This is a genomic window from Glutamicibacter sp. BW78 (genome assembly GCF_002332245.1).
In the GTDB taxonomy this organism is placed as follows: Bacteria; Actinomycetota; Actinomycetes; order Actinomycetales; family Micrococcaceae; genus Arthrobacter_H; species Arthrobacter_H rhombi_A.
The window spans coordinates 99643-118993 of the sequence record NZ_NRGU01000006.1 but is presented as its reverse complement, the minus strand read 5'-3'; the positions used below and the strand labels follow the sequence as shown (position 1 = coordinate 118993).

Genomic DNA, 19351 nt, shown 5'->3' with positions numbered 1-19351 from the left:
AGCAAACCCGCTGAAACACGGGTAAAACCTTGCCCTTCGAACGTGTGTTCGACGCCAAGTTCGACTACTCTGGATCCGTGGCTATTTCCTCCAGCGAATTGCAATCCGTTCCCAGCGTTTCCATGGAATCCATTGAGCGTGCACATGACCGGTCACGCCTTCTCGTCAAGGGTGCCCGGGAACATAACCTGCGCAACGTGGACCTTGACCTGCCGCGGGACGCGATGATCGTCTTCACCGGCCTCTCGGGGTCGGGTAAGTCCTCGCTGGCCTTCGACACGATCTTCGCCGAAGGCCAGCGCCGCTATGTCGAATCGCTGTCCGCCTATGCTCGCCAGTTCCTCGGCCAGGTCGATAAGCCGGACGTGGACTTCATCGAAGGACTGTCCCCGGCAGTCTCGATCGACCAGAAGTCGACGTCGAAGAACCCGCGCTCGACGGTCGGGACCATCACCGAAATCTATGACTACATGCGCCTGTTGTGGGCTCGTGTCGGCCACCCGCACTGCCCGGTGTGCCATGAGCCAGTCACCCGGCAGACGCCGCAGGCCATCGTGGACCAGCTGCTCGAGCTCGAGGACGGGACACGCTTCCAGGTCCTCGCTCCGGTGGTCCGCTCACGTAAGGGCGAATTCGTCGACCTGTTCAAAGAGCTCGCAGCCAAAGGCTACGCACGGGCCAGGGTCGACGGGGACACCATCCAGCTCAGTGATCCGCCGAAGCTGGGCAAGCAGTACAAACACACCATAGAGGTCGTCATTGACCGGCTCGTCGCCAAGGATGGCATCCGTCAACGGTTGACGGACTCCATCGAAACGGCTCTGGGTCTGGCCGATGGCCGCGTGCTCGCCGATTTCGTTGACCTTCCAGAGAAAGACGACGCACGGGTCAGGGCCTTCTCCGAACACCTGGCTTGCCCGAACGAGCACCCGCTGGCCATTGATGAGGTCGAACCGCGGTCCTTCTCCTTCAACAATCCCTTTGGCGCCTGCCCCGCATGTACCGGCATCGGCACCCGACTGGAGGTAGACGAAGACCTGGTCGTCCCCGACCCCGGCAAGACGTTGGCGGAAGGGGCCATTGCGCCGTGGTCGCTGGGCGTTGCCACCACGCAGTACTGGAACCGGCTCCTGAAGGGTCTGGGCGATGACCTGAAATTCGACCTGGATACCCCCTGGCGCAAATTCACCGATACCCAGCGTGACGCGATCCTCAACGGCAAGGACCATAAGGTCGTCGTCCAGTACCGCAACCGCTTCGGACGCGAACGCAAATACAGCACCGGTTTCGAAGGCGTCATCCAGTACATCCACCGCAAGCACCTGGAAACCGAATCCGATCACGCCCGGGACCGGTACGAGGAATACATGCGGCAGATCCCCTGCCCCGTGTGCAACGGTGCCCGGCTGAACCCTGCCTCGCTATCGGTACTGATCAACGGCAAGTCCATTGCCGAAGTTTCCGCCATGCCGATGCGCGAATGCGCCGACTTCCTCAACGCCCTGGTCCTGTCGGGACGAGAAAAGCAGATCGCCCACCAGGTACTTATTGAGATCCAGGCCCGGCTGCGCTTTCTCCTCGACGTCGGACTCGAATACTTGAACCTCGAACGGGCCGCCGGCACGCTCTCCGGTGGGGAGGCGCAACGTATCCGCTTGGCCACCCAGATCGGTTCGGGACTGGTCGGTGTCCTCTACGTCCTGGACGAGCCCTCCATCGGTCTGCACCAGCGCGATAACCGACGGCTGATCGAGACGTTGAACCGTCTGCGCGATTTGGGCAACACCTTGATCATCGTCGAGCATGACGAAGACACCATCCACCAGGCCGACTGGATCGTTGATGTGGGCCCCGGCGCCGGTGAACACGGAGGCACCGTGGTGCATTCAGGCTCGTTGGAAGGCCTGCTGGCCAATACCGATTCGATGACTGGCGACTACCTCGCGGGACGGCGCAAGATCGAATTGCCGGCCAAACGCCGCAAGATCGACCGCAAACGCCAGGTCACCGTCGTCGGCGCCCGGGAAAACAACCTGCAGGATGTGACCGTGAAGTTCCCGCTCGGTGTCCTCACCGGCATCACCGGTGTGAGCGGATCCGGCAAGTCCACGCTGGTCAACGACATCCTCTATAAGGTGATGGCCAATCAGCTCAACGGGGCCAAACAGGTGGCCGGGCGGCATACCCGGGTCGAGGGCCTGGACCAGCTCGACAAGGTGGTCCACGTGGACCAAAGCCCGATCGGTCGGACCCCCCGCTCCAACCCGGCGACCTACACCGGCGTCTTTGACCATGTCCGCAAGCTCTTTGCCGAGACCAATGAGGCCAAGGTGCGCGGCTACCTGCCGGGGCGCTTCTCCTTCAACGTGAAGGGCGGCCGCTGCGAGTCCTGCTCAGGTGACGGCACGCTGAAGATCGAAATGAACTTCCTGCCCGACGTGTATGTGCCTTGCGAGGTCTGCCACGGGGCCCGGTACAACCGTGAAACCCTCGAGGTCCAGTACAAGGGCAAGTCGATCTCCGATGTGCTGAACATGCCGATCGAGGAGGCCGCCGAGTTCTTCGCCGCCTTCACACCGATCGCACGTCACCTGAAAACGCTGGTGGATGTGGGTCTGGGGTACGTCCGACTGGGTCAGCCGGCCACCACCCTTTCCGGCGGCGAGGCGCAACGGGTGAAGCTTGCTTCGGAACTGCAGAAGCGTTCGAACGGGCGCAGCATCTATGTCCTCGATGAGCCGACCACCGGTCTGCACTTTGAGGACATCCGCAAGTTGCTCCTGGTTCTTCAGGGGCTGGTCGACAAGGGCAACACCGTGATCACGATCGAACACAACCTCGACGTGATCAAGAGCGCTGACTGGGTCATCGATCTCGGCCCCGAAGGCGGTCATGGCGGGGGACAGGTCGTGGCCCAGGGCACCCCCGAACAGGTCGCGAAGGTCGAAGCCAGCCACACGGGCAGGTTCCTGGCAGAGGTGCTGGGCTAAGCTCCGCTGCGGCGTCCGGACGCCGCAGGGGAACCCCGGGAGTATGCCGCGGTGGGCATGCCTGCCGTGGACTCATGGTGGTTCATGCAACAATATTCCGGTGATGATTCCTGCCCGCACTGTGCTTTTTGACCTCGACGGCACCCTCGTGGACCCCGCCGGTGGCATCACCGGAGGCATCTTACTCGCCCTTCAACTCAACGGGCTGGAGCACCCGGGCGATGAAGCGTTGAACCTGCTCGTCGGCCCTCCGTTGGCCATCGGGCTGCTGACGCTGCCCGGAATGACCGAGGAACTCCTGCCACGAGTCATTGCCGACTACCGGGCCGAATACGAGACCCACGGCTTGGACGCCAGCCGGGTCTATTCCGGAATTCCTGCCTTGCTGGATGATCTCCGCGAGGCAGGGTGCCGGCTCGCCGTCGCGACCTCCAAACCCGAACCGTTGGCGCGACGGCTCCTGGCCGCCAAGGGTCTCGACGTGTATTTCGATTCCATCCACGGTTCGGCGCCGGAAGAGATTTCCGGATCGCCGGCGACTGCCGGGAAAACCCGGATCGTGGCTGCCGCGTTGCAGGCCAGCGGAGGGGGAACCGAGAACACCGTCATGGTCGGGGACCGCCTCTACGACGTCGAAGGCGCCCGGAACAACGGTTTGAAAGCCATCGGCGTTTCCTGGGGCTTCGCCGCAGCAGGCGAACTGGAAGCGGCGGGTGCAGTCGCCGTCGTTCACTCTCCCAAGGAACTGGGGCACCTCCTTGATTCCGCCGCCATCGACGCGGGAACACACCGGGGGGCTTCCGCCTAGATGGGGATGTTCGAAGGTGTCCGCGCCGGTTTTCGCGCAACGATCCGTACGCTCTGCCGCCCAACGATTACCGGGTTGGAGAACGTGCCCACCGAGGGCCCGTTCATCATCGCCTCCAACCACCTGTCGTTTCTGGACAGCATCATCATTCAGGCGATCTGCCCGCGCCCGGTCGCCTTCTTCGCGAAAGCCGAATACTTCACCACGCCGGGAGTGAAAGGCCGGGCGATGAAGGCCTTCTTCGAGTCCGTGGGTTCGATCCCCGTGGAACGCGGGGAACAGGCAGCCAGCGTCGCCGCATTGGACTCCCTGGTGGACCTGCTGGAATCGGGCCAAGGGGTCGGGATCTATCCCGAAGGAACTCGCTCACGGGACGGCCGGCTGTACCGGGGGAGAACGGGTGTGGGCTGGCTGGCCCTTTCCACGGGCGCGCCGGTGGTGCCCGTGGGCCTGATTGGCACCGAGCGTCTGCAGGCTGCGGGAAGCAACAGAATCGTCCCGCATCAGTTCACGCTGTCGGTGGGGGAGCCCCTGCAGTTCGAACATGTCGGGCGGAAGCACCCCCTGCCGCAACGACGTCAGGCCACCGACGCGATCGTCGAGGCGATCGCCGAACTCAGCGGCCAGGAACGGTCAGGCAACTACAACCAGTCGCCGCCGGCGGAGTAGCGTTGGGGTATGGCCGATCCCACCAGTTACCGTCCGCGGACCGGCGAGATACCCACTTCTCCCGGCGTCTACCGCTTCCGCGACCCCAGCACACGGGTCATCTATGTCGGCAAGGCCAAAAATCTCAGATCACGGCTGAACTCCTATTTCGCTAATCCGGCAACGCTGGCCCCCAAAACCCATGCCATGGTCCACACCGCGGCCAGTGTCGAATGGACGGTGGTGGGCAGCGAACTCGAGGCCCTGCAGCTCGAGTACACGTGGATCAAGGAATACGCCCCGCGGTTCAACATCATGTTCCGCGACGATAAGTCCTACCCGTACTTGGCGGTGACGATGGGCGATAAGTTCCCGCGGGCCCAGGTCATGCGGGGGGACCGGCGGAAGGACGTGAAGTACTTCGGCCCCTTCTATCCGGCGAAGGCCATCCGCGAAACGCTGGATACCCTCCTGCGGGTCTTCCCGGTCCGCACCTGCAGCCCCGGGGTCTTCCGCCGAGCACAGTTGACCGGACGCCCCTGCCTGCTGGCCGACATCGGAAAATGTTCGGCCCCCTGCGTGGGACGGATCAGCCCCGAAGACCACCGGAAACTGGCCGAGGAACTCTGCCAGTTCATGGGAGGGGAAGGCACCCGGTTCATCCGTGACCTCGAGGGCCGGATGAAGGCCGCCGTCGCCGAACTGGATTACGAACAGGCGGCTCGGCTCCGCGATGACATCGCTGCCCTGCGCCGCGTGTTCGAACGCAACGCCGTCGTCCTCTCGGAGGATACCGAAGCGGATATCTTCGCCGTGGCCGAAGACGACCTCGAAGCCTCGGTACAAGTCTTCCATGTGCGTAACGGTCGGATCCGTGGGCAACGAGGCTGGGTCGTGGAGAAGGTCGAGGAAACCGACGGCCCCAAATTCATCGAGCACCTCCTGCAACAGGTCTATGGGGAGAACACCGGTGGAGATCGGATCCCCCGGGAAGTTCTGGTCCCTGTGGAACCGGAGAACCCTCAGGAACTGGCCACCTGGCTACGCGGCCTGCGCGGCAGCGCCGTGAACCTGAGGGTCCCGCAACGCGGTGAGAAGGCCACGCTGATGGGCACCGTGAAGGAGAACGCCGAACAGTCCCTCCGACTGCATAAATCACGCCGCGCCGCCGATATCACCACGCGTAGTGCCGCCCTGCAGGAACTCCAGGAGGCCCTGTCGCTGCCGGTGCCGCTGATGCGCATCGAGTGCTACGACATCTCCCACGTCTCGGGCACCAACGTCGTCGCCTCCATGGTGGTGGTCGAGGACGGCATGCCCAAGAAGTCCGAATACCGCAAGTTCTCCATCAGCGGTGAAGCGGCCCGGGATGACACGGCATCGATGTATGACGTCATCACCCGCAGATTCCGCCACTACCTCGAGGACCAGGCGGCCATGGCCCCGGTGATTTCCGGAGAGATCAGCATCGAGGAACAGGGCGAGAAGGCCCCGCCGAAAAAATTTGCCTACCCTCCGTCCCTCGTCGTGGTCGACGGCGGTCCGCCACAGGTTGCAGCTGCCGTCCGGGCGCTCGAAGACCTGGGAATCGATGACGTCTATGTCGCCGGTTTGGCGAAGCGCCTCGAGGAGCTGTGGCTGCCCGAGGATCCCTTCCCGGTGGTCTTGCCACGGGCATCCCACGGGCTGTATCTGCTCCAACGCATCCGCGATGAGGCCCACCGTTTCGCGATCACCTTCCACCGGCAGAAACGCAGTTCCTCGATGATCTCCTCCCTGCTGGACCAAGTGCCCGGCTTGGGGCCGGCCAAACGCCAAGCGGTGATCAAACATTTCGGTTCGCTGAAGCGTATGCGGGCTGCGACCGTCGAAGATTTCACCGAGGTGAAGGGCGTCGGGGCAGTACTGGCCGGACACCTCGTCGAAGCGTTGGCCCCGCCTCAGGACCCCGACAACACCCCGGAGGACGACGACGGGGCCACCCCGGCGGTGAACACCACCACCGGCGAGCTGCTCGACTGAGAACGAGCGTGTCGGAACACGACTAGACTGGAACCATGAGTATCGAGCTGAGCCCCGTCAAGCCCGAAGAATCAGAAATGCTGGTCGTGACCGGCATGTCAGGTGCCGGCCGCACCACGGCAGCACACGCCTTGGAGGACCAAGGCTGGTACGTGGTGGAGAACCTCCCGCCGCAGCTGTTGGGAACCCTCACCGACCTGGTGGCCCGCAACCCCGGGTCCATCCCGAAGCTCGCCGTTGTCATGGACGTGCGAAGTCGGGAACTGTTTGCCGCACTGCGGGAGAACCTGGGCCAACTCCGTGCCGCAGGCGTTGAATACCGGGTGTTGTTCCTCGACGCCAGCGATGAGCTGCTCATCCGCCGCTTCGAACAGGGACGTCGACCCCACCCGTTGCAAGGCGACGGACGGATTTCAGACGGCATTGCCGCAGAGCGCGAGGTCTTGAAGGAAATCAAGGACCACGCAGAGATCGTCATCGACACCACACCCTTGAACGTTCATGCCCTCGGGCGGTCGATCATCGAACTCTTCTCCGATTCGGGACCGGTGGTCCTGCGCCTGAACGTCATGAGCTTTGGTTTCAAATACGGGCTGCCGACCGACGCGAACTTCCTGGCAGATGTCAGGTTCATCCCGAACCCGCATTGGGTGCCCGCACTGCGCCCGCATACCGGCCAGGAGAAGGTCGTCAGCGACTACGTCCTCGAAGCCGACGGCACCGCAGATTTCATCTTCCACTATCTTGAAGCGCTCGAGCCGGTCCTCGAGGGGTACCGCCGGGAGAATAAGCACTACGCCACGATTGCCATCGGGTGCACGGGCGGTAAACACCGCTCGGTGGCCGTGACCGAAGAAATGGCCCGCCGACTCCGACAGGTCCCCAACGTCACGGTCATGGTCAACCACCGCGACTTGGGCCGGGAGTAAGGCCATGACGTTCCTCACGGGACAGATGCCGATGCTCCCACCCCGCCCGGTAGGGGCGGGAGACGAGATGACGACCATGCGAGTCGCCGCCCTCGGGGGAGGCCATGGACTTTCAGCTTCCCTATCGGCTCTCCGACGACTGACGAACGACATCACAGCGATCGTCACCGTGGCCGACGACGGGGGATCCTCCGGCCGGCTCCGCCGCGAGCTCGGCGTGTTGCCGCCCGGGGACCTCCGGATGGCCCTGGCCGCCCTGTGTGACGAATCAGATTGGGGCCGTACCTGGCGCGACGTCATGCAACACCGTTTCGTCGGCTCCGAAGGAGTCGAAACGTCGCTGGAAAACCATGCGGTGGGAAACTTGCTGATCGTGACCCTCTGGGAGCTGTTGGGCAATGCCGTGGCGGGACTGCGCTGGGCTGGTGCCTTGCTCGGCGCTCGGGGCGCCGTGCTGCCGATGAGCACCGTGCCACTAAATATTTCGGGAGAAGTCCTCACCACTACCGAAGGCGGAAGCCTATCGCGGCGGCGGATCCACGGTCAGGCGGCGTTGGCCGAAGCCGGGAACGACACCCTGGTCAGCAATGTTGCACTGTCGCCCTCCGACGCACCGGCCTGTCCCGAGGCGCTGGACGCCATTGAATTGGCTGACTGGGTCATCCTGGGGCCCGGCTCCTGGTACACCTCGGTCCTTCCGCATCTGCTGCTGCCCGAAATGCGCGATGCACTGCAGAACACCCCCGCTCGGCGACTCTTGACGATGAACCTGGTCACTGACACCCAAGAGACCTCGGGAATGACCGCTGCCGCTCATCTGGACGTGATTGCGCGGTACGCTCCCGACCTGAGAATTGACGCTGTTCTGGCCGATCCTTCATCCGTCGACGACGAACAGGCCTTCAGGGCGGCAGCCCGCAGACTGGGTGCCGAGTGCTTTTTCGGTAAGGTGGCTACTGGGCATGACCGTGCCGTCCACGAGCCCCTGCGGCTCGCGGCGGAGTATCAGGATGTCTTTGAGGCGTTTGCCCGCAATACAACGCGACGTGAGGAAGAATAGCCATGGCACTGACCGCTTCGGTCAAGGACGAGCTGTCCCGGCTGGACGTCAAGAAGTCCTCCGTACGTAAAGCCGAAGTGTCGGCGACCCTACGTTTCGCCGGGGGACTGCACATCATTTCGGGGCGCATCGTCATCGAGGCGGAAGTCGATCTAGCTGCGACCGCACGCCGCCTGCGTCAGGCCATTTCAGAGGTCTACGGGCATACCGCAGAAATCATCGTCGTCTCCGCTGGGGGACTGCGCCGGGGAAGCCGGTACGTCGTCCGGGTGGTTCGCGACGGGGAATCGCTGGCACGCCAGACCGGTTTGCTGGATGGTCGAGGACGCCCCGTGCGAGGCCTGCCGTCAGTGATCGTCAATGGTTCCACCGCCGACGCGGAAGCCGTCTGGCGCGGGGCCTTCCTCGCCCATGGTTCGCTGACCGAGCCCGGCCGTTCCTCGGCCCTGGAAGTGACCTGCCCGGGACCCGAGGCGGCCCTGGCCCTCGTGGGGGCGGCCCGACGGCTGGATATCGTTGCCAAGGCACGGGAAGTACGCGGAGTGGACCGCGTCGTCATCCGGGACGGCGATTCCATCGCTGCGTTGCTGACCCGTATGGGAGCCCACGACACCTTATTGGTGTGGGAGGAACGCCGCATGCGCAAGGAGGTCAGGGCAACCGCCAATCGTTTGGCGAACTTCGACGACGCCAACCTTCGCCGCTCCGCCCAAGCCGCGGTGGCTGCGGGCGCCCGAGTTGAACGGGCCTTGGAGATTTTGGGGGACGATGTCCCGGACCATCTGCAATACGCAGGTGCACTGCGGGTGGCCCATAAACAGGCCAGCCTGGACGAGCTCGGCCATCTGGCCGACCCGCCGATGACCAAGGACGCCATTGCCGGACGGATCCGTCGGTTGTTGGCGATGGCTGACCGCCGTGCCGCCGAGCTGGGAATACCCGGCACGGAGGCCAGCGTTACCGCAGATATGCTCGACGGCTGATCAAGCCGCTGGATTTCCGTCGCCGCGAGGCACGGGAAGCACTACCCACCATCATGCCCGTTGAACGGGCATGTGAGAGATAAATGGAGGAGATCATGGCGAAGTACGAACTTCCTGACCTGCCGTATGACTACGCGGCGCTGGAGCCGAACATTTCCGCGCGCATCATGGAGCTGCACCACAGCAAGCACCACGCGACTTATGTTGCAGGAGCCAACACCGCGCTGGATAAGCTGGCTGAGGCCCGCGAGAAGGGCGAGTACGGCAACATCCCCAAGCTGTCCAAGGATCTGGCGTTCCACCTCGGTGGGCACACCAACCACTCGATCTTTTGGCAGAACCTGTCCCCAGAAGGCGGAGACAAGCCCGAGGGCGAGCTCGCAGCAGCCATCGACGACGCCTTCGGCTCGTTTGATGCCTTCCGCAACCACTTCACCAACGCCGCGCTGAGCCTGCAGGGCTCGGGTTGGGCGCTGCTGGCCTTCGAGGGCCTCGGCGAAAACCTGGTCATCGAGCAGCTCTACGACCAGCAGGGCAACGTCCCGGTGGGTACCACCCCGTTGCTGATGCTGGATATGTGGGAGCACGCCTTCTACCTGGACTACGTCAACGTCAAGGCCGATTACGTCAAGGCGTTCTGGAACATCGTGAACTGGGCCGACGTATCGGCTCGGTTCGCGGCTGCGCGCTCCGGCGCGAAGTCACTGATCGTTCCGGGAAAGTAGCAGGTTTTCCCCGGGTCCGCGGACCCGGGGAAACGAGCAGGTAACTTTCCTCACACATCGGACGCCTCATGGCGTAAGATGTTACCAACGGCTCGAGCGGGCCCCGTATCCGGTTTTCCCCGGGACGGGAGCCCGCTGAACCGGCCGGCCCACAGGCCGAAGACACAACGGGGTGTCGCAAAATTTCCATTGCCATCCCCGCGTCTTGATCTCCTTAACCCGGAGCACGGTGATGGCTACCTTCCGGCAAGGAGAATATTCACGTGACTACCCGTGTTGGCATCAATGGCTTCGGACGTATTGGCCGCAACTACTTGCGCGCCGCGCTCATGAACCAGGCAGATATCGAGATCGTCGCCATTAACGACCTGGCAGATATCGACAGCCTGGCCATGCTCTTGAAATACGATTCGGTCCTCGGCCGACTCTCCGAAGACGTTTCCGTCGATGGTGAAGACCTCGTCGTCGGTGAACACCACATCCGCATCCTCGCCGAGAAGGATCCTGCCAACCTGGGCTGGGGCGAACTCGGAGCAGACGTCGTCATCGAATCGACCGGCCGCTTCACCAAGGCCGAAGGCGCCCGCAAGCACCTCGAAGCCGGAGCCAAAAAGGTCATCATCTCCGCACCGGCCAAGGGCGAAGACATCACGATCGTGATGGGTGTCAACGACCACCTCTACGAGCCGGCGAACCACGACATCATCTCCAATGCCTCCTGCACCACCAACTGCCTCGGCCCCATGGTCAAGGTCCTCAACGACCAGTTCGGCATCGTCGACGGGCTCATGACCACCATCCACGCCTACACCGCCGATCAGAACCTGCAGGACGGCCCCCATAAGGACCCACGCCGGGCCCGGGCCGCAGCGCTGAACATGATCCCCACCTCGACCGGTGCCGCCAAGGCCATCGGCCGGGTCCTGCCCGAGCTCAAGGGCAAGCTCGACGGCTACGCCATGCGCGTTCCGGTCCCGACCGGATCCTCCACCGACCTGACGGTCACGTTGGCCCGCGAAACCACCGTCGAGGAAGTCAACGCGGCCTTCCGCGCTGCTGCCGAGGAGGGGACGCTGGCCCCCTACCTGAAGTACAACGAAGATCCGATTGTTTCCAGCGATATCGTCACCGACCCGCATTCGACGATCTTCGACGCACCGCTGACCAAGGTCATCGGCAGCACCGTGAAGGTCATCGGCTGGTACGACAACGAATTCGGATACTCCAGCCGTCTGGTGGACCTGACCGAATACGTCGGATCGAAGCTGGCATAGTCACGACGATCCGATAGCCTGAAGTCATGACTTCCAACACTCTCGACGATCTGCTCGCCGATGGTGTCCGTGGGCGGCACGTTCTGGTCCGTAGCGACCTGAACGTGCCGCTTGATGGCTCCACCGTCACCGACGACGGACGCGTCCGCGCGTCCCTTCCCGTCCTCGCGAAACTCTCCGAGGCCGGTGCCCGGGTCTTGGTGATGGCCCATCTGGGTCGTCCGAAGGGCGCCCCGGATCCGAAGTACTCCATCCGGCCTGCGGCGGACCGGCTGGCCGAGCTCGCCGATTTCGACGTCGAGGTCGCCCAGGACGTCGTGGGTAGCAGCGCCCGCGAACTCGCTGCCGGGTTGCAGGACGGGGCCGTTCTGATCTTGGAGAACGTCCGGTTCGATCCTCGCGAGACCAGCAAAAACGACGACGAACGGGCCTCCTTCGCTCGTGAACTGGCCGATTTGACCGGTGCTCATGGCGCCTACGTGGATGATGCCTTCGGTGCCGTGCACCGCAAGCACGCCTCCGTGGTCGATATTGCCCAGCTACTGCCCGCGTATCAGGGAGATCTGGTCAGGACCGAGATGGAAGTCCTCCGCCAGCTCACCGAAGCTCCACAGCGGCCCTACGTCGTCGTCCTGGGCGGTTCTAAGGTCTCTGACAAACTCGCGGTGATCGACCAGCTCCTCGGGCGCGCCGACCACCTGCTCATCGGTGGGGGCATGGCCTTCACCTTCCTCGCGGCCATGGGCTACCCGGTCGGGAAATCCCTGCTGGAGGAAGACCAACTGGAAACCGTGCGTGGATACCTGGCGCGGTCCAAGGAAACCGGCTGCGACATCATCCTGCCCACCGACGTGGTCGTCGCCTCTAAATTCGGCCCGGATGCCGAACACGAGGTACTTCCCGCCGATGCAATCGACAGCGGACGATTCGGTGCCAGCGGACTGGGCCTCGATATAGGCCCGGCCTCGGGTGAGGCATTCGTCAGCTACATCCGCTCCGCGAACACCGTTTTTTGGAACGGCCCCATGGGCGTCTTCGAACTCGAGGCCTTCTCCGGGGGAACCCGTGCCGTGGCTCAGGCTTTGGCCGATTCCGAAGCCTTCTCCGTCATCGGCGGAGGGGACTCCGCTGCGGCCGTACGTACGCTGGGCTTCAGCGACGATGACTTCGGCCATATCTCCACCGGAGGCGGGGCCAGCCTCGAATACTTGGAGGGCAAGGAATTGCCCGGACTTACTGCGCTCGAAGGGAACTAGCCACCTATGACCACCTCCACCAACGGCCAATTCGACCGAAAGCCGCTGATTGCCGGCAACTGGAAGATGAACATGGACCATGTTCAAGGCATCACGCTGCTGCAGAAACTGGCGTGGACGCTCGAGGACGCCAAACACGACTTCAACCGGGTCGAGGTCGCCGTCTTCCCTCCCTTCACCGATCTGCGCGGCGTCCAGACCCTGGTCGCCGGCGACGACCTGCCGGTCGTCTACGGGGGCCAAGATCTTTCACCCGAAGATTCCGGAGCCTTCACCGGGGATATCTCAGGGGCTTTCCTCTCCAAACTCGGGGCACGGTATGTCCTGGTCGGGCATAGCGAACGCCGGGCCATCCACGGCGAAACCGATGAGCTGTTGTCCCGCAAGGTTGCGGCAGCCTACAGGCATTCGATGGTGCCGGTGCTCTGCGTCGGTGAGGGGCTTGAGGTCAGGCAGGCCGGACGCCATGTCGAGCACACGCTCGAGCAGTTGCGTTCATCCCTGGCCGGGCTGGATGCCGCCCAGGCCGCCCACCTCGTCGTGGCCTACGAACCGGTGTGGGCCATCGGTACCGGAGAAGTCGCCGGTCCCGAGGATGCCCAGGAGATGGCCTCCGCGCTCCGCGCCGAGCTCGTCAAGATCTACGACGCCGACACGGCAGCAGGTATCCGCCTGCTCTATGGTGGCTCAGTCAAGGCCGCGAATGCCGCCGCAATCATGCGTGGCGCCGATGTCGACGGGCTGCTCGTGGGGGGTGCCAGCCTGGACGCCGCGGAATTTGCTAACATTATTAGGTTCGAGCATCATCTGGTGACGGACTAACCGGCTGCGGCCGTTCTCGACCGAAAGGTAGTAGTGGACACACTCAAGATTGTCCTGCAGGTGGTGTTGGGTCTCGTGAGCCTGTTGCTGGTCATGCTGATCCTGCTCCACAAAGGGCGCGGAGGCGGCATGTCGGACATGTTCGGCGGCGGTATGACCACCAGTCTCGGGTCCTCAGGCGTGGCCGAAAAGAACCTCAACCGGATCACTGTTGTCCTTGGCGTGTCCTGGGGTGCCGTCATCATTGCTCTGGGCATCATCATGCGCTTCAGCTCGGAGCTCTAGGACACCGAGTCCCTGCGGTGGCATCCCGTCCCCAGGACCGGTGCTGAGCGCCATAAAAACCATGAAGAGGCGGCTTCCCCACGGGGAAGCCGCCTCTTCGGCATTCTCTGGTTCGCCGTCCCGCTCAGCGTTCGCTGGCGGTCACGGAGCGTAGGTTGGTTTGGGCCAGGCCTTCACGCAGGACCTCGCCGAGGACTTCATCGGGGTCCAGACGACGGAGTTCTTCCGAGAGGCAGGCGGAGGTATTGCGCCGCGGCAGGGAGACCCGCTGGACCGCTTGTCCCGGCTGATACAGCTCAGCCACGTCGTCATGCGGGCGGGTCAGCACGACGTCGCCGTCGTCCCGCGAGAAACGTACGCTGCGCACTCCTGTCCCGTTGGACGAGGAGGCGATCGTGACCGGAATATCCAGGCGGAGCGTCAACCAGGCGGCCAGGAGCAGGACGCTGGGACTCGACGAGGAACCCTTGACCGTGGCGGCCGTCAGCTGTCCGGCGTCGAGTTGATCCAGCACCGCCGCCAACTGGGCCCGCCAGAGGGTTAACCGGGTCCACGCCAAATCGGTATCGCCGGCCACATGGCTTTTCGCCAACGCGAAGAGTGCCTTTTGGGGCTCATCCGCTGTCCGGCTATCGGTGATCCTGCGGTGGGCGATTTTACCGATGGCCGTTTCCGACGCGCATTCGGGCATCCCATGGGGCCACCAGGCGACGATGGGGGCGTCGGGCAGCAGGAGTGCGTTGACCAGTGATTCGTTGGCCGTGGCCAGTTCGCCGTCGGCATGGAGGACGATGACCTCCGAAGCGCCGGCATCTCCACCGACCCGAATCTGGGCGCTGAGGCTGGTGGGCGCACCCGTGGCACCCTCGACCACGACAATAATGCGGCACGGGTGTTCACGGCTGGCCAAATTGGCCGCGGCGATGGCCTCCTCCTCGAACCCCGACTGGGTCACGACCACCAGCGTCAACACCCGGCTTAAGGCGACGACGCCGCCGGTTTCACGCAGGTTCATGACCTTCTTGGCCACCTTCGAAGTGGTGGTGTTCGGCAGGTCTACGATCATGGCCGCCGCCACGTCCTTCCATCTCGTGCCAGCAGTTCATCGGCCGAACTCGGCCCCCAGCTTCCGGGGGCATAGGGTTCGGGTTGTTCATTCAGCCCGGCCCAGTATTCCTCGAACGGGTCGAGGATCTTCCAGGACAGCTCGACCTCCTGGTGCCGCGGGAACAGGGGCGGCTCGCCCAGGAGCACGTCAAGGATCAGGCGCTCATAGGCTTCGGGGCTCGACTCCGTGAAGGAGTGTCCGTAGCCGAAGTCCATGGTGACATCCCTGACCTCCATCTGGGTGCCCGGAACCTTCGAACCGAATCGGATGGTGGCGCCTTCGTCGGGCTGCACACGGATGACCACTGCGTTCTGACCGAATTCTTCCGAAGCATTGTCCCGGAAGAGCAGGTTGGGGGCACGTTTGAAGACGACGGCGATTTCGGTCACCCGTCGGCCCAGACGCTTGCCAGCCCGGAGGTAGAAGGGCACTCCCGACCAGCGGCGGGTGTTGATGTCCACACGGATGGCCGCATAGGTTTCCGTTTGCGAGTCAGGGTTGAAACCCTCCTCGTCGAGGAATCCGGTGACTTCTTCGCCCCCCTGCCAACCGCCGGTGTATTGCCCGCGGGCGGAATGACGTGAGAGATCCTCGGGAAGTTTGACGGCTGCGAGGACCTTTTCCTTTTCGGCCCGCAGATGTTCGGCGTTGAAGGAGATCGGCTCTTCCATGGCGGTCAGGGCCAGGAGTTGGAGCAGGTGGTTCTGGATGACATCGCGGGCGGCACCGACGCCGTCGTAGTAGCCTGCCCGGCCCCCGATACCGATGTCTTCGGCCATGGTGATCTGCACATGGTCGACGTAGTTCGCGTTCCACAGCGGTTCGAACAGTTGGTTGGCGAAACGAAGTGCCAACAGGTTCTGGACGGTTTCCTTGCCCAAGTAGTGGTCGATGCGGAAGACAGCATCGGGCGGAAAGACCGACTCCACGATGGTGTTCAGTTCGCGAGCCGATTCGAGATCATGACCGAAGGGCTTTTCGATGACCACGCGGCGCCAGGGGGCCTGCTCCTCGGCTGAGTCCGTGAGGATTTGCTCGTCCTGGGCCAGACCATGGCGGGAGAGCTGTTCGCAGACCTGCTCGAAGGAGTTCGGGGGGATCGAAAGGTAGAAGACGTGGTTCCCACGGGTCCCGCGCGAAACCTTGAGCTCATCCAGGGTTTCCCCGAGACGTTCGTAGGCCTCTTCATCTCCGAAACCACCGGTGACGAAGCGGAAACCTCCGGAGAGCTGAGCCCAGACCGTTTCGTTGAAAGGGGTCCTGGCGCTGGCCACAACCCATTCCCTGGCCTGGGCGACGAAGTCTTCGGGTGACCAGTCGCGGCGACCGAAACCGACGACGGCGAAGCTGGGCGGGAGGAGCCCGCGGTTGGCAAGGTCGTAGACGGCGGGGATGAGCTTCTTGCGGGCGAGGTCGCCGGTGACACCGAAGAATACGAGGGCAGATGGCCCGGCAATTCGGTTCAGGCGGCGGTCCCGACGATCGCGCAGGGGGTTATGCGCGCTGGTATCTGCCATGGGGTGCTTTCTGTGGTGAAAGAGCGGGGGAGCGGGCGGCCCTCAGGGGCCGCCCGCTGTCCCGATGCTACTGGTGGATTCCGGGCAGTGCGCTGATCGCGGCACGCAACTGGCGGATTCCTTCGTCCCGGGACCCCAAATGCAGGCGCAGGACCGGACGGCCGTTGTCAGCGAGCACTTGGGCGTCACCGGTGGCCTGGGCGGCGATCAACTCACCGAACGTAAACGGACGATCGGGAATGCTGATATCGGTATCCGAGTCGGCGGTGATCTGCAGGTACACCCCGATGCGGGGTCCTCCCTTATGGAACTGTCCGGTGGAGTGCAGGAAACGTGGTCCCCAGCCGAACGTCGTCGGACGGTTCGATGCCACCGCCAGGTCCTCACGCAGGGTCGCCAGATCGGCGTGACCGATGCGATCCACATACGCTTGGATGCTCAGGTAGCCATCGGCAGGCAGTGCGGCGAGCAGGTTAGCCACGGCATCGGTGACACCTGCCGCCCCTTCGAGCAGGCCCTCGGTAGCCCGAAGCTCGATATCGCCATCGACCAGCTGGGCGGCCTCCGGTTCGGGGGTAGCGTCGAGCAACCCACGGGCAGCGATCTTCGCCGCCTCCACATCGGGCTGGTCGAAGGGGTCAATACCCAACAGTTTGCCGGCGACGACCGTGGCATACTCCCACAACAGAATCTGGCTTCCCAACGAACCAGCAACATACACATGGTGTCCTTGGGTCGCGATGACCGGGTCTTCATCGTCGGAGACCAGATGGACGAGCAATACGTCGTCGGCCTGGTGGACTGTCTCCTCGGCGCCGGGTTCCACGACAACCGGCAGCAGCCCGGTCCCGTGCTTGCCGGTGGACTCGGCAATGAGCTGTTCGGCCCAATCGGCGAAGCCGACGATTCCGGAGCCCTCGTCGACGAAGACGATCTTATTGCGCAGCGGCGTGGTTCCGGCCAAGGCGGCACCCAGTGCTAGACCCAGATTGTCTTCGTCGTCGTCCGCCAGGAACTCCGCGGCTTCCTCCGCCTCGTCGAGCAGGGTCGCGATGTCGACACCGGCCAGCCCCGAAGGAACGAGTCCGAACGCCGTCAGCGCGGAATACCGTCCACCCACGTTGGGATCGGCGTTGAAGACCGCACGGTAGCCAGCCTTGCGGGAGGCTTCGTCCATCGGCGAACCCGGGTCGGTGACCACGATGATGCGCGATGCCGGATCGATGCCGGCGTCCTCGAACGCCTGCGAGAAGACACGGCGCTGGGAATCTGTTTCGACGGTCGAACCGGATTTGGAGGAGACCACCAGGGCCGTGGTCGCCAGCCGATCGGTCAGCGCATTCCCGACCATCTCGGGGTCGGTGCTATCCAAGACGATCAGTTCCACGTCGGCGGTGGCGGTGATGACCTCTGGTGCCAAGGAAGAGCCGCCCATGCCCGCCAAGACGATGCGGTCGATCCCGTCGGCCTGCAATTCTCGGCGCAAGTCCAGGATCGGCTCAACCAGGGGACGAGAGGTCTCGGCCAGATCGACCCAACCGAGGCGTTTGGACGCCTCGGACTGGGCATCGGGACCCCAGAGGGTGTCGTCCTTGGCTGCGATCCGAGAAGCGACCTTCTCGGCGACCAGGCCCGGCACATGGGCCTGGATGGCAGCTTGGGCGGCTCCGGTGGCCGTGAACCCTAGGGCGCTCATGCCGATGCCTTTCCTGCTGCTTCCAGTGCGTGGCGGACATCAGCGAGCAATTCAATCCAGGCCGCCTCGAACTTTTCCACTCCTTCGTTCTCCAGCAGGAGCACCACATCGTTGTAGTCGATGCCCAGGCCCGCGAGGGAATCCAAGACCTGGTTCGACTCGTCGTAGGTGCCGGTGATCGTGTCGCCGGTGACCTCGGCGTGGTCCGATGCGGCGTTCAAGGTCTTCTCTGGCATCGTGTTCACGACTTGCGGTGCCACCAGCCCGGTCACATACAACGTGTCCGGCAGCGAAGGATCCTTCACCCCGGTGGAGGCCCACAGCGGCCGCTGCGGCCTTGCACCGGAAGCAGCCAGGACGCTCCAGCGTTCGGAGGAGAAGTCCTCTTCGAAGACCTGGTAAGCCAGCCGGGCGTTGGCCAAACCGGCCTTGCCTTTGAGCGCGGTGGCCTCCTCGGTTCCGATGGCGTCGAGACGCTTATCGATTTCGGTGTCGACACGCGAGACGAAGAAGGAAGCAACGGAGTGGAGTTTGGAGAGATCGTGGCCGTTCTCCTTCGCCTGCTCCATGCCCGAGAGGAAGGCGTTGATGACTGCACGGTACCGTTCGAGCGAGAAGATCAGCGTGACGTTGACGCTGATGCCGGCGGCCAGCGTTGCCGTGATGGCCTCAAGTCCTTCGAGCGTGGCAGGAATCTTGATGAAGACGTTCTCGCGATCCACCTTGGCGGAGAGCTTTTTGGCTTCGGCAATGGTGGCTGCCGCGTCATGCGCCGAACGCGGGTCGACCTCGATCGAGACCCGCCCATCGATGCCCTTGCTGGCGGTGGCCACCGGGGCAAAGAGATCGCAGGCTTGGGTGACGTCCTGGGTGGTGATCTGGAAGACGGCTTCCTCGACGTCGGCGCCCGCAGCGGCGAGTTCGGCCACCTGCTCGGTGTAATCGGCATCGCCCTTGGACAGGGCAGCGGCGAAAATCGAGGGGTTCGTGGTCACGCCGACCACATTCTGTTCGCCAATGAGCTTCTGCAGCGATCCCGAGGTCAGGCGGGAGCGGGAGAGGTCATCGAGCCAGATGGAGACTCCGGCGTCGGAGAGGGCCTGGGTGTTGGGGTTGCTCATGAGATGGATCCTTCCAGGAGGGAAATGAGGTTTTGGGCCGTTCCTGCGGGTTCGGGTCACGGGAACGGAAACCGGTCGGCCACTTTTTCGTGACCGACCGGCATCGG

The 19351-nt window shown here is 63.6% G+C and carries 16 protein-coding genes; 12 read left to right on the top strand and 4 right to left on the bottom strand.

Annotated elements, in window-relative coordinates; all coding sequences use genetic code 11:
• Positions 1–122: 122 nt before the first annotated feature.
• The 12 genes from uvrA to secG all read left to right on the top strand — a co-directional run bounded on the left by uvrA (position 123) and on the right by secG (position 13802).
• A complete protein-coding gene (gene uvrA, locus CIK75_RS00640; RefSeq protein ID WP_087001174.1) occupies positions 123–2990 on the top strand; it encodes an excinuclease ABC subunit UvrA in 2868 nt (955 codons plus the stop codon).
• A gap of 103 nt (positions 2991–3093) precedes the next feature.
• Complete coding sequence (locus CIK75_RS00635) at positions 3094–3798, top strand: HAD hydrolase-like protein (RefSeq protein ID WP_087000972.1); 705 nt, start codon at positions 3094–3096, stop codon at positions 3796–3798.
• A complete protein-coding gene (locus CIK75_RS00630) occupies positions 3799–4467 on the top strand; it encodes a lysophospholipid acyltransferase family protein (protein WP_087000975.1) in 669 nt (222 codons plus the stop codon).
• Between the two features lie 9 nt (positions 4468–4476).
• Positions 4477–6468 (top strand): excinuclease ABC subunit UvrC, encoded by a 1992-nt coding sequence (uvrC, locus tag CIK75_RS00625; RefSeq protein ID WP_087000977.1) that lies wholly within the window; start codon positions 4477–4479, stop codon positions 6466–6468.
• Between the two features lie 35 nt (positions 6469–6503).
• Entirely contained in the window at positions 6504–7397 is an 894-nt protein-coding gene (rapZ, locus tag CIK75_RS00620; protein ID WP_087000979.1) for an RNase adapter RapZ, read from the top strand.
• A gap of 4 nt (positions 7398–7401) precedes the next feature.
• Positions 7402–8457, top strand: coding sequence for a gluconeogenesis factor YvcK family protein (locus CIK75_RS00615; RefSeq protein ID WP_087000980.1), 1056 nt, complete (start codon positions 7402–7404; stop codon positions 8455–8457).
• Positions 8458–8459: 2 nt separating this feature from the next.
• A complete protein-coding gene (gene whiA, locus CIK75_RS00610) occupies positions 8460–9440 on the top strand; it encodes a DNA-binding protein WhiA (RefSeq protein ID WP_087000982.1) in 981 nt (326 codons plus the stop codon).
• Positions 9441–9535: 95 nt separating this feature from the next.
• A complete protein-coding gene (locus tag CIK75_RS00605; protein ID WP_087000984.1) occupies positions 9536–10165 on the top strand; it encodes a superoxide dismutase in 630 nt (209 codons plus the stop codon).
• 263 nt (positions 10166–10428) lie between these two features.
• Complete coding sequence (gene gap / locus CIK75_RS00600) at positions 10429–11439, top strand: type I glyceraldehyde-3-phosphate dehydrogenase (RefSeq protein ID WP_087000986.1); 1011 nt, start codon at positions 10429–10431, stop codon at positions 11437–11439.
• 26 nt (positions 11440–11465) lie between these two features.
• Complete coding sequence (locus tag CIK75_RS00595) at positions 11466–12695, top strand: phosphoglycerate kinase (protein WP_087000988.1); 1230 nt, start codon at positions 11466–11468, stop codon at positions 12693–12695.
• A gap of 6 nt (positions 12696–12701) precedes the next feature.
• Positions 12702–13517 carry a triose-phosphate isomerase gene (gene tpiA, locus CIK75_RS00590; RefSeq protein WP_087000990.1) on the top strand — a complete coding sequence of 272 codons (816 nt, stop codon included), beginning with the start codon at positions 12702–12704 and terminating at the stop codon, positions 13515–13517.
• Between the two features lie 33 nt (positions 13518–13550).
• Positions 13551–13802, top strand: a complete 252-nt coding sequence (gene secG / locus CIK75_RS00585) for a preprotein translocase subunit SecG (protein WP_087000992.1) — start codon at positions 13551–13553, stop codon at positions 13800–13802.
• 124 nt (positions 13803–13926) lie between these two features.
• On the opposite strand, the gene CIK75_RS00580 is transcribed toward secG, so the two are convergent.
• The 4 genes from CIK75_RS00580 to tal form a co-directional block, all read right to left on the bottom strand.
• Positions 13927–14868 carry a glucose-6-phosphate dehydrogenase assembly protein OpcA gene (locus CIK75_RS00580; protein ID WP_087001176.1) on the bottom strand — a complete coding sequence of 314 codons (942 nt, stop codon included), beginning with the start codon at positions 14866–14868 and terminating at the stop codon, positions 13927–13929.
• Positions 14865–16427: a glucose-6-phosphate dehydrogenase gene (zwf, locus tag CIK75_RS00575; RefSeq protein ID WP_087000994.1), complete on the bottom strand. Its 1563-nt coding sequence runs from the start codon at positions 16425–16427 to the stop codon at positions 14865–14867. The genes CIK75_RS00580 and zwf overlap by 4 nt, the downstream gene beginning before the upstream one ends.
• A gap of 67 nt (positions 16428–16494) precedes the next feature.
• Positions 16495–18123, bottom strand: a complete 1629-nt coding sequence (locus tag CIK75_RS00570) for a hypothetical protein (RefSeq protein ID WP_087000996.1) — start codon at positions 18121–18123, stop codon at positions 16495–16497.
• Complete coding sequence (gene tal / locus CIK75_RS00565) at positions 18120–19244, bottom strand: transaldolase (RefSeq protein ID WP_087000998.1); 1125 nt, start codon at positions 19242–19244, stop codon at positions 18120–18122. Before tal ends, CIK75_RS00570 begins: the two co-directional genes overlap by 4 nt.
• Between the last annotated feature and the right edge of the window lie 107 nt (positions 19245–19351).

Bases quoted from the DNA above. Each gene is read 5' to 3' on its own strand.
- zwf (WP_087000994.1), bottom strand. From the start codon at position 16,427: ATGGCAGATACCAGCGCGCATAACCCCCTGCGCGATCGTCGGGACCGC.
- whiA (WP_087000982.1), top strand. From the start codon at position 8,460: ATGGCACTGACCGCTTCGGTCAAGGACGAGCTGTCCCGGCTGGACGTC.
- CIK75_RS00605 (WP_087000984.1), top strand. From the start codon at position 9,536: ATGGCGAAGTACGAACTTCCTGACCTGCCGTATGACTACGCGGCGCTG.
- CIK75_RS00615 (WP_087000980.1), top strand. From the start codon at position 7,402: ATGACGTTCCTCACGGGACAGATGCCGATGCTCCCACCCCGCCCGGTA.
- CIK75_RS00635 (WP_087000972.1), top strand. From the start codon at position 3,094: ATGATTCCTGCCCGCACTGTGCTTTTTGACCTCGACGGCACCCTCGTG.
- uvrA (WP_087001174.1), top strand. From the start codon at position 123: ATGGAATCCATTGAGCGTGCACATGACCGGTCACGCCTTCTCGTCAAG.
- uvrC (WP_087000977.1), top strand. From the start codon at position 4,477: ATGGCCGATCCCACCAGTTACCGTCCGCGGACCGGCGAGATACCCACT.
- tal (WP_087000998.1), bottom strand. From the start codon at position 19,244: ATGAGCAACCCCAACACCCAGGCCCTCTCCGACGCCGGAGTCTCCATC.
- CIK75_RS00630 (WP_087000975.1), top strand. From the start codon at position 3,799: ATGGGGATGTTCGAAGGTGTCCGCGCCGGTTTTCGCGCAACGATCCGT.
- CIK75_RS00595 (WP_087000988.1), top strand. From the start codon at position 11,466: ATGACTTCCAACACTCTCGACGATCTGCTCGCCGATGGTGTCCGTGGG.
- CIK75_RS00570 (WP_087000996.1), bottom strand. From the start codon at position 18,123: ATGAGCGCCCTAGGGTTCACGGCCACCGGAGCCGCCCAAGCTGCCATC.
- tpiA (WP_087000990.1), top strand. From the start codon at position 12,702: ATGACCACCTCCACCAACGGCCAATTCGACCGAAAGCCGCTGATTGCC.
- rapZ (WP_087000979.1), top strand. From the start codon at position 6,504: ATGAGTATCGAGCTGAGCCCCGTCAAGCCCGAAGAATCAGAAATGCTG.
- CIK75_RS00580 (WP_087001176.1), bottom strand. From the start codon at position 14,868: ATGATCGTAGACCTGCCGAACACCACCACTTCGAAGGTGGCCAAGAAG.